This window comes from Ruegeria sp. CK1, assembly GCF_056536545.1.
The window spans coordinates 563678-573736 of the sequence record NZ_JBQFPX010000002.1 but is presented as its reverse complement, the minus strand read 5'-3'; the positions used below and the strand labels follow the sequence as shown (position 1 = coordinate 573736).

General features: G+C 55.6%; 8 protein-coding genes. 4 read left to right on the top strand and 4 right to left on the bottom strand.

Annotated elements, in window-relative coordinates; translation table 11 throughout:
- Window positions 1-481, bottom strand: a 481-nt coding sequence (locus ACR0L3_RS09390) for a PLP-dependent aminotransferase family protein (RefSeq protein ID WP_480745439.1), incomplete at its 3' end; no start/stop codon positions are given.
- 167 nt (window positions 482-648) lie between these two features.
- Here ACR0L3_RS09390 and ACR0L3_RS09385 point away from each other — a divergent pair.
- Window positions 649-1410, top strand: coding sequence for an NAD kinase (locus tag ACR0L3_RS09385; RefSeq protein WP_480745438.1), 762 nt, complete (start codon window positions 649-651; stop codon window positions 1408-1410).
- Window positions 1411-1647: 237 nt separating this feature from the next.
- On the opposite strand, the gene ACR0L3_RS09380 is transcribed toward ACR0L3_RS09385, so the two are convergent.
- The 3 genes from ACR0L3_RS09380 to ACR0L3_RS09370 all read right to left on the bottom strand — a co-directional run bounded on the left by ACR0L3_RS09380 (window position 1648) and on the right by ACR0L3_RS09370 (window position 7627).
- A complete protein-coding gene (locus ACR0L3_RS09380) occupies window positions 1648-3105 on the bottom strand; it encodes an amidase family protein (RefSeq protein ID WP_480745437.1) in 1458 nt (485 codons plus the stop codon).
- 94 nt (window positions 3106-3199) lie between these two features.
- Window positions 3200-5089, bottom strand: a complete 1890-nt coding sequence (gene prpE, locus ACR0L3_RS09375) for a propionate-CoA ligase PrpE (protein ID WP_480745436.1) — start codon at window positions 5087-5089, stop codon at window positions 3200-3202.
- 264 nt (window positions 5090-5353) lie between these two features.
- Window positions 5354-7627 carry an NADP-dependent malic enzyme gene (locus tag ACR0L3_RS09370; RefSeq protein WP_480745435.1) on the bottom strand — a complete coding sequence of 758 codons (2274 nt, stop codon included), beginning with the start codon at window positions 7625-7627 and terminating at the stop codon, window positions 5354-5356.
- Between the two features lie 181 nt (window positions 7628-7808).
- Between ACR0L3_RS09370 and ACR0L3_RS09365 the strand changes: the two genes are divergently transcribed.
- The 3 genes from ACR0L3_RS09365 to ACR0L3_RS09355 all read left to right on the top strand — a co-directional run bounded on the left by ACR0L3_RS09365 (window position 7809) and on the right by ACR0L3_RS09355 (window position 10056).
- A complete protein-coding gene (locus ACR0L3_RS09365; RefSeq protein ID WP_480745434.1) occupies window positions 7809-8507 on the top strand; it encodes a hypothetical protein in 699 nt (232 codons plus the stop codon).
- The gene (locus ACR0L3_RS09360) at window positions 8476-9573 is read left to right on the top strand and encodes a cupin domain-containing protein (RefSeq protein ID WP_480745433.1); all 1098 of its coding nucleotides are present in this window, start codon (window positions 8476-8478) and stop codon (window positions 9571-9573) included. The genes ACR0L3_RS09365 and ACR0L3_RS09360 overlap by 32 nt, the downstream gene beginning before the upstream one ends.
- Before the next feature lie 90 nt (window positions 9574-9663).
- Window positions 9664-10056 (top strand): cytidine deaminase, encoded by a 393-nt coding sequence (locus ACR0L3_RS09355; protein ID WP_480745432.1) that lies wholly within the window; start codon window positions 9664-9666, stop codon window positions 10054-10056.
- Window positions 10057-10059 lie beyond the last annotated feature (3 nt).

Genomic DNA, 10059 nt, shown 5'->3' with positions numbered 1-10059 from the left:
GCATGTTGTCTTCCTTGCGGACGCCGTACTGCACCGCGTTGAACCACTTGCCCGACTGGTTAGGCCGCGCGCCGTGGGTCAGGTGACCACCGGCATCCAGGCTCATGCCCAGAATGGTATCGCCGGGTTGGATCAGCGCCTGAAACACGCCCTGGTTGGCCTGGCTGCCCGAGTTTGGCTGGACGTTGGCAAAACCACAGCCAAACAGCTGCTTGGCGCGGTCGATGGCCAGGTTTTCGGCGATATCTACAAACTGGCAGCCGCCATAATAGCGGCGCCCCGGATAGCCTTCGGCGTATTTGTTGGTCATCACCGAGCCCTGCGCCTCCATCACGGCGGCAGAGACGATGTTTTCAGAGGCGATCAGCTCGATCTCGTCGCGCTGACGACCCAGCTCGGACGTGATCGAGCCAAAAAGTTCTGGATCACGGTCAGAAAGGGACTGGGTGAAAAATCCGTTATCACGAAGATTGACGTTCATGGGGGCTCCACATGGCTGGGGATTATCTTGCAGATTTCCTATCGGAAACGATACTTTTCCAAAAGCCGTAAAGCGACGATTTGGCCCGCTGTGGCGTCAAGTCTGGCCTATTGGGGAAAGGTATGTTTGTTTCGGAACCAAATGTGCAGCACCGGAAACCGGAAAAAATGACAAAGAGAATCGCCTTTCTTGCCAGCGACGTAAAAGTGGCGCAAATGGCGCGAGATCGCCTTGTAAAACGCTATGGCAACGCGGCGCCCAGGGATGCAGACGTGGTTGTTGCGCTTGGTGGAGATGGCTTCATGTTGCACACGCTGCACAGCATGCAGCACCTCGATACACCGGTCTACGGAATGAATCGCGGGACTATCGGCTTCTTGATGAACGAGTTTCACGAAACCGACCTGATGGAACGGTTAGCCGCAGCCGAGGAAGAGGTGATAAATCCGCTAGCCATGCAGGCAATGGATCAGTCTGGCAAATTGCACGTTGCGCTGGCGATCAACGAAGTGTCGCTGTTGCGGGCAGGTCCGCAAGCCGCGCGGTTGAAGATCAGTGTTGATGGGCGGTTACGCATGGCTGAGTTGGTCTGTGACGGTGCCTTGCTTTCTACGCCAGCCGGATCGACAGCCTATAACTATTCAGCGCACGGCCCTATTTTGCCTATCGGATCGGATGTACTTGCTCTGACAGCGATTGCTGCCTTCCGCCCGCGTCGCTGGCGAGGAGCGTTGTTGCCCAAAAATGCGAAAGTGCGTTTTGACGTGCTGGACGCAGATAAGCGCCCGGTGATGGCAGATGCGGACTCTGTTTCTTTTCCCGATATCGACTGGGTTGAAATCCGGTCCGAGCCGTCCATACAACACCGAATCCTTTTTGACCCTGGTCATGGGTTGGAAGAGCGCTTGATCTCGGAACAGTTTACCTGATCTCTCAGAATAAGACTTTTTCGGGCTTATGTGATCCAGTTCACACGAGGATCGTTTATCTTTTGCTAACCTGAATTTGCCCGGAGAACACGCCAAAGGTGGGAGTGAGTGGCCACCAAACGGCGTTTTCGAACGAATGCGCAGTTTTCGCGCCGGCGAGGGTAGGTGGTGCTACGCTCGTCGCAAGATTTCCGGGTTTATTTAAGCAAGCAGGCCCCGGGCACAAAACCCCGGGGTCTATTTCTTTGGTGAGCCTTTTTCGACAGCGTCAATTTTATCCCAAAGCGGCAGGCACATTTGACCCACGCGTTCCTCAATTGCGGCAGCGGCGTCCACTGCCAGATCCTCTCGCCAACGTCGCGCTGCAATCTGGACATTGATCGGTTGCGGACCATGCGGCAGGTCCGCCAGACGCGCTGGCACGCAGGCGGCGGGTAGCCCCAGGAAGTTCATCGAATAGGAATAGACCGCGCAGCCCAGTACTTCATGCACGCCTTCAGCACCTTCTGTATCCCGATCTGGCTTGAAAAAAGGTTGCGGCAGGAAAGGAGAAAGTACCAGCGGATAGTCTTCCAGAAACAAAGACCATTCGCGTGCAAAATGGGTGCGTTTCGCCAACATCTGGACCAGTTCAGTACCAACGATCGGTGGAAATTCTTGAAAATAAACGTCGAAAATCTCACGAATGGTCTCGGAACCGGCGGCTTCAATATCACTTTTCAAGAGGGTAAGAACTTCACCCATCAATGCCCGGTATCCGGCGCGACCACATTCAAAGACATCCGGCGGTGAAACTTCTTCTACGTGATAGCCAGCGTCAACCAAAGCATCACGAGCTATGTCCAGCGCCTTTTCCACTTCGGGGTGCAGGGCATAACCAAAAGTTTCCTTGGTAAACGCGACCTTGATTGGACCGTCTGGCGTCTCTCCGCGCCATGGCATCGGAACGTGAAACGGATCGCGCGGGTCAGCAGCGATCAGACTCGGCATAGAAAGATGAAGATCGGCGGCAGATCGGGTGATCAAGCCTTGCACAGACATGGATTGTGCGAGCAGTCCCCGCTCGACTTTCTGGCTGGGATTCCAGGCAGGCACACGCCCAAGGCCCGGTTTCACTGTTACTGCCCCGTTTGCAGCGGCTGGAAAGCGAAGACTGCCGCCGATGTCATTGCCATGGGCCAGCGCTCCGATCCCGGCCATTACTGCCGCGCCGGCGCCGCCCGAAGAACCGCCTGATGAGATATGGCGACCCCACGGATTATGCGTCCTGCCATGCAACGGGTTATCGGTATCGGCACGGAACGAAAATTCGGGCGTGTTGGTGCGCCCGATCACCACGGCACCGGCATTTAGTAGATTGCGGACAACAGGCGCGTCACCTGGGGCGATCACATCCTTCAGAGCGACAACACCATTTGAGGTGGCATGCCCTATTTGATCAACGTTGATCTTTATGGTGACCGGCACTCCGTGCAGCGGTCCGCTTGGCGCCCCCTTTGCCTTAGCCTGATCAAGTGCGTGCGCCCGGCTCAGTGCCTCGGCGCTTAGGTCTTCGACAACGGCGTTCAAGTCCGGGTTGACCTCGCGCATCCGATCGATGGACGCCTGCACCGCGTCTTCAGCGCTTAGGCGCCCGCTGCGCGTAAGCGCGGTCAGCTCCTTGGCGCTAAGGCGCCAGATGTCGGTATGTGTCATAGGGCCTCACTGTCTCTATCAGACAGTAGGGGCCTCGGGTCTGGTTGCAAGTAAAAGGCGCGGGTTGGGCGACCGAAGGCCGCCCGCAGCTATTTTACTGTGCAAATCCTATGGATTTCAGAGCAACAGTGATTTCTTCCAGAATGGCTGGATCGTCAATTGTTGCAGGCATCTTGTATTCTTTGCTGTCTGCTATAGACACCATCGTCCCGCGCAGGATTTTTCCAGACCGCGTCTTGGGGAGACGGTCCACCACAACGGCCTGTTTGAACGCGGCAACCGGGCCAATTTTTTCACGCACCAGCTTTACCACATCCTGTACGACCTCAACGTGGTCGCGCTCACATCCAGCGTTCAAACAAAGAAACCCCACGGGCATTTGACCTTTAAGTTGGTCCGACACACCAATCACAGCGCATTCGGCAACGTCAGGGTGGGCGGCCAGAACTTCCTCCATCCCGCCGGTGGACAGGCGGTGACCCGCGACGTTAATCACATCATCGGTGCGCGCCATGATGTAAAGATAGCCATCCTCATCAATCATACCTGCGTCGCCGGTTTCATAATAGCCCGGGAACTGGTTTAGGTATGAGCTTTTGAACCGATCCTCAGCGTCCCATAGAGTCGGCAGAGTGCCGGGTGGCAGGGGCAGCTTCACGGCGATCGCGCCCAGCTCGCCGGGTTTCATGGGATGGCCGCCTTCGTCCAAAATCTGAACGTCGTAACCCGGCATCGGTTTGGCCGGAGAACCCAGCTTAATCGGCAGTTCCTCGATCCCTAGCGGATTGCCAGCGATCGTCCAGCCGGTTTCCGTCTGCCACCAGTGATCGATAACCGGGACTTTCAACGCATCTTGCGCCCATTCAATTGTATCTGGGTCGGCACGTTCGCCCGCTAGGAACACGGCGTTCAGGCAGGTCAGGTCGTACTTCTCGATCATCTCGCCCTTAGGGTCCTCGCGCTTGACGGCTCGGAGGGCGGTGGGGGCAGTAAAAAAGGTTTTGACATTATGTTCGGAAATCACCCGCCAGAAGGTGCCTGCATCAGGTGTGCCGACCGGCTTGCCCTCGAACACGATGGTGGTGTTTCCGTGGATCAGCGGGGCGTAGCAGATATAGGAGTGTCCGACGACCCAGCCTACATCGGACGCCGCCCAGAACACATCACCCGGATCGACGTTATATATATTCTTCATCGTCCAGTTCAGCGCTACCAGATGTCCTGCGGTGGGGCGTACAACGCCTTTGGGCGCTCCGGTAGTGCCTGAGGTGTAGAGAATATAGGCAGGGTCATTGCCATCGACCGGCACGCATTCCGCCGGTTCAACGCCGTATTGAAACCCGTGCCAATTATAGTCGCGGCCCTCGATCAGCTGCGCCACTTCCTGTTCGCGCTGGAAGATTACGCAGAAATCGGGTTTGTGGCTTGCCATCTCAATGGCACCATCAAGGAGAGGTTTATAATGGACGACGCGGCCCGGCTCTATCCCGCATGAGGCAGCGATGATTGCCTTGGGCTTGGCGTCGTCGATGCGAACAGCCAGTTCGTTGCTTGCAAAGCCGCCAAACACCACCGAGTGGATAGCCCCAAGACGAGCGCAGGCCAGCATCGCCTCAAGTGCCTCGGGGATCATTGGCATATAGATGATGACCCGGTCGCCTTTTTCGACGCCTTTGCCCCGCAGCGCTCCGGCTAGCGTGGCCACCCGGTTGCGAAGTTCAACATACGATATCTCGCGCTTGGTGTGTGTGATCGGGCTGTCATAGATGATGGCCGTCTGCTCTCCGCGGCCGTTTTCGACATGGCGGTCAACAGCGTTCCAGCACGTATTGACCTTGGCATCGCAGAACCATTCATAAAGTGGCGCTTTATCGTCGAATAACGCCTTGGTCGGTGGTTGAACCCAATCGATCCCTTTAGCGGCTTCCATCCAGAATGCCTCGGGGTCGGATTTCCAGCTCTCGTATACGTCCTGATATGCCACGAAGACCTCCTCCTTCATCTTGGTGAATTGTGTAAAGCCGCTAGGGGGCAGCACACAAGCGAGCGGATTAACGGGGCGTCATTTTATCGCAAAAACTTTGCAGATTTCGCGAAATTGGTCTGCAAATTTTTGCAAACTGATTGCTTAGAGCAAAGTTACACGCATCTGTGAGTTGTGATTGCAAATCTGCAAAGTTTTACGTGCAAAGAATCACTGGCGATGGGTGCTCAGGCGCCCGCGGACACCTGAGTGTAGTTTTTAGGGCTATCCGTAGTGAGCAACCGGAGTACCACCAATTGCCGCCATGTTCAGCAGGCCGCGCGCCGTGATCGAGGGTGTCACGATATGTGCCTTATTGCCCATGCCCATCAAGATCGGTCCGACCTCAAGGCCGTCAGCTTTCATCTTCAAGATATTGCGTACACCGCTGGCGGCATCCGCGTGGGCAAAAATCAACACATTCGCGGCCCCCTCAAGACGCGAATTTGGGAAAATTCGCTCACGCAGTTCCGGGTCCAAGGCCGTGTCCAGATTCATCTCACCTTCATAGATGAAATCGCGCGGCTCACTGTCCAGAATAGCCATTGCGTCGCGCAGGCGCTTACCAGACCCTTCGGCCTGGTTGCCGAATTGCGATTGTGAGCAAAAGGCGATCTTAGGCTCGATCCCGAACCGGCGGACATGACGGGCGGCACCCAGTGTAATTTCGGCCAGTTCCGCAGGATTAGGAAGTTGGCGCACGTGGGTGTCGGCAATGAACAGGGGGCCGTCTTCGAGGATCATCAACGACAGCGCGCCGTGCGGGCGCAGATCGCCGGTGCCCAATACTTGTTCGACATAGTTGAGATGCCAGCGATATTCACCGAAAGTACCGCAGATGAGGCTGTCGGCCTCACCCCGATGCACCATGATCGCACCGATGGCGGTGTTGTTGGTGCGCATGATCGCCTTTGCCTGATCCGGTGTCACACCACGTCGTTGCATGATTTGGTGGTAAGAGTTCCAGTAATCATAGTAACGAGGATCGTCATGCGGATTGACGATCTGGAAATCCTGCCCAGGACGTACGGCTAGGCCCAGCCGTTCACAGCGGGCCTCGATTACCTCGGGGCGACCAATCAGGATCGGAGTTTCTGTGGTTTCTTCAAGGACGGCCTGCGCACATCGCAAAACCCGCTCGTCTTCACCTTCGGCGAAGACGATGCGCCGGGATGCAACCTTGGCGGCCTCGAATACTGGGCGCATGAGTAGGGCAGACTTGAATACGGTCTGGTTAAGCCGCTCTTTGTAGGCCTCGATGTCATCGATCGGACGTTTGGCGACGCCGCTTTTCATGGCGGCCTTGGCAACGGCGGATGAGACAACACCCACAAGGCGTGGGTCAAATGGTTTAGGGATCAAATAATCCGGTCCAAATGTCAGTTGTTCGCCTTTGTAAGCCGCAGCGGCTTCGGCGCTTGTGGTCGCGCGGGCCATTTCCGCGATGCCATCGACGCAAGCGATCTGCATTTCATCATTGATTTCGGTCGCGCCGACGTCCAGCGCACCTCGGAAGATGAAGGGGAAGCACAGGACGTTGTTCACCTGGTTGGGGAAGTCGCTGCGTCCGGTTGCGATGATCGCGTCCGGGACAACCTCGCGCGCTGCTTGCGGCAGGATTTCAGGTGTTGGGTTGGCCAGCGCGAAGATGATCGGCTTCTTGGCCATTTTCTTAACCATCTCTGGTTTCAGAACGTTAGGACCACTAAGGCCAAGGAAAAGATCGGCATCGCCAATCACATCATCCAAAGTGCGCAAGTCGGATTTTTGTGCGAACTGATCCTTAAGCGGGTTCATGTCCTCGGCCCGGCCATCGTAGACCACACCGTGAATATCGCACAGCCAGATATTTTCGCGTTTGACCCCCAGCTTGACCAACATAATCAAGCAGGCGATCCCAGCAGCGCCGCCGCCGGTCGAAACCACTTTGATGTCTTCGAAACTTTTACCAGCGACATGCAGCGCGTTTTTGGCCGCCGCACCAACCACGATAGCTGTGCCGTGTTGGTCGTCGTGAAATACTGGAATGTTCATCCGCTCGCGGCAGATTTTCTCGACGACAAAGCAGTCTGGGGCTTTGATGTCTTCCAAGTTAATGGCGCCAAATGTTGGTTCCAGCGCGCAGACGATGTCGGCTAGCTTTTCCGGATCGGGTTGATCGACTTCGATGTCAAAACAGTCGATCCCGGCAAACTTTTTGAATAAAACGGCCTTGCCTTCCATCACAGGCTTTGAGGCCAGCGCGCCGATATTGCCAAGCCCCAGAACTGCGGTGCCATTTGAAACAACCGCAACAAGGTTGCCGCGCGCCGTATAAAGTTCAGCATTTTGTGCGTCGGCCTTAATCTCAAGACTGGCTTCAGCGACTCCGGGGGAATACGCACGTGCCAGATCACGACCGTTTGCCATCGGTTTTGTCGCTTTGATCTCCAGCTTGCCGGGCTTTGGATGAGCGTGATAGTCAAGCGCGGCCTGCCGCAGGCTGGGTGTGTCGGACATTTGTGTTTCAGCTCCGTTCCGAAATTTGATTTAGCCTTAAACTTTTTTTGAGGGCTTGGCTACGTTGCGTCACTTGACGAGTAAATTTCAGTCATTTTGGCGCTACGCTTGAATATTGTTGCAAAACATTTACATTCCTCCAACCTTTGACCACTCACTCAACTTCATCGAGCAGACAGTCATGAGTTACAAGGAAGACTTCGAGACGGGCGTTGCCCTCTCGCTGAATTCAGATGGCTTCGGAACCCATCGCTTTGTTTTCCGTGCGGCCATTTTCTTGGCTGCTACGGTATTGTGCGCAATCTGGTTGTGGCCCATGCGTGCGGCGGAGTTCAATCACGAAGGCGGACTGATCGAAACAGGCTCTGCAGTCGCACTGTTGGTCGCGGGTTTGGCCTCACTTTACTGGTATCGTGGGATCAGCCGGTTGTATATCGGTGTAGTCTTGTTGTTGCTGGCGGAACGGGAACTTGAGTCCGATATTTATGCAGTAGACAGCGTACCATACGCGATTTTGAGTGGTCTGGACGCTCTGCTGGATTTGACCGCTGTCCGCGTGGCGCTCGCAATTGTCGTACTAGGCGGTGTGGTTTGGCATGGGGCACCCAATGCCTGGCGCGCGTTAAAGATACGTGCCCCTTTTCTGTTGGTGTTCTTTCTGGCCGGCATGTCGGCTGTAGTGGCTCAGGGTCTTGAAGAAGTCAGCAGCGCCTTTGGTTCCCAGCTTTCGGACGTAATGGTGACGCGGCTGTTTGTGTTGGAAGAAACCCTCGAGATGTTCTTTTCGATTGGCATTTTGGCCGCCGTTCTGATCGGATGGCCAAAAACCAAGGTCGTTGAGACATCAGATGAACAAACCGCAAAACCAAACATGCGCTGAAATCCGCCTGCCAACGCAGGAACTGCGCAACGATATCCCGTTTTACACCAAAGTTCTGGGTATGCGGATGGATATGATTTATCCCGCAGATGATCCGCGCGTCGCTGTTTTTTCCGGCCATGGTTTGCGCATAAGGATTGAAAAAAACGCACCCGAAGCTCCCGGAACTCTCCGCATCTTGACGGACAACCCAAGTGACTTCGCAGACGGTCAACGCGTTTTGGTGGCCCCCAATGGCACTCGGGTGGAAATCGACGAACTGAACCCTCCATTGGTGATGCCCGACACGGTGCACTCGTTTGTGGTGCGCAGGCTCAAGGATCAAGCGCCGTGGATCATTGGCCGCGCTGGGATGCACTATCGCGATTTAGTACCGGATCGGTTAGGCGGCTCAATCATCGCCAGCCACATCCGAATTCCTGACGGTGGTCCGGTTCCGGATATGGTGCATTTCCACAAGGTCGGGTTCCAATTGATCTTTTGCATCAACGGCTGGGTTGATGTGATCTATGAAGATCAAGGCGACAAAATGCGTTTAACGGCGGGTGATTGCTTTATTCAGCCACCGGAAATCCGTCATCGCGTGCTTGAGGCCTCGGACAATGTCCAAGTGATCGAAATCGGTGTTCCAGCTGAACACGTCACCGAGATTGATCACGAGATGAAGCTGCCAACACCGCATTATCGCCCAGACAGGGAATGGCAAGGCCAACGGTTCGTCTTCAATCAGGCAGAGGGGGCTGAATGGGGCCCGTTCCGACTGCCGGGCTATATTTGCCGGGATACTACCATTGCCGAGAACACGAACAGTGTCGCCGGAGTGCAGGTGGTACGCAAAGGGCAAGGTGATCCGGTCTGGGCAGCCCACGATACCGATATCCACTTTACCTTTGTCATGAACGGAGAGGTTACGCTGGAGGGCGAAGACCGAGATTCCTATCGGCTAGAACAGGGCGACGCCTTTGTTATCCCGCCAGGGATGCGTACCCGACTGGCTGATCCCTCAGAGGACATTGAGTTGCTCGAAGTCACCTTGCCGGGCACATTCAATACGACGTTGGGTTAAGGAATTTTTCGCCCGGGGCTTCAACTCCCCAGTCGGTTTCATTTAGGGTATGTCCTTCTGACCAGATGATCAAAAAATTGGGGAATCGCTATGACTTTGAAAAACGCAGCTTTGTCTGTACGGGAAAAAGCCTACGCGCCTTATTCCAATTTCAAAGTCGGAGCGGCGATACGGTCTGCGTCGGGTCAGATTTTCTCGGGTTGTAATGTCGAAAACGTGGCTTACCCCGAAGGTACGTGCGCCGAGGCCGGAGCGATCGCCGCAATGGTTGCCGCGGGCGAACAGAGCCTGACCGAAGTTTACGTGGTCGCGTCCTCGCCGCAACCCGTGCCGCCTTGCGGTGGGTGCCGTCAGAAGCTGGCTGAATTCGGCAAGAGCGACGTCAAAGTGATCTTGGCCACTGTGGATGGGGCCGAATTTCAAACCACCATCGGAGACTTGCTGCCCGGAGCGTTCGACGCCTCGCATATGGAGGATGTCTGAACC

Excerpts from the sequence above, each read along its gene's own strand:
- ACR0L3_RS09385 (WP_480745438.1), top strand. The coding sequence starts at position 649 with ATGACAAAGAGAATCGCCTTTCTTGCCAGCGACGTAAAAGTGGCGCAA.
- ACR0L3_RS09380 (WP_480745437.1), bottom strand. The coding sequence starts at position 3,105 with ATGACACATACCGACATCTGGCGCCTTAGCGCCAAGGAGCTGACCGCG.
- ACR0L3_RS09370 (WP_480745435.1), bottom strand. The coding sequence starts at position 7,627 with ATGTCCGACACACCCAGCCTGCGGCAGGCCGCGCTTGACTATCACGCT.
- ACR0L3_RS09365 (WP_480745434.1), top strand. The coding sequence starts at position 7,809 with ATGAGTTACAAGGAAGACTTCGAGACGGGCGTTGCCCTCTCGCTGAAT.
- ACR0L3_RS09360 (WP_480745433.1), top strand. The coding sequence starts at position 8,476 with ATGAACAAACCGCAAAACCAAACATGCGCTGAAATCCGCCTGCCAACG.
- ACR0L3_RS09355 (WP_480745432.1), top strand. The coding sequence starts at position 9,664 with ATGACTTTGAAAAACGCAGCTTTGTCTGTACGGGAAAAAGCCTACGCG.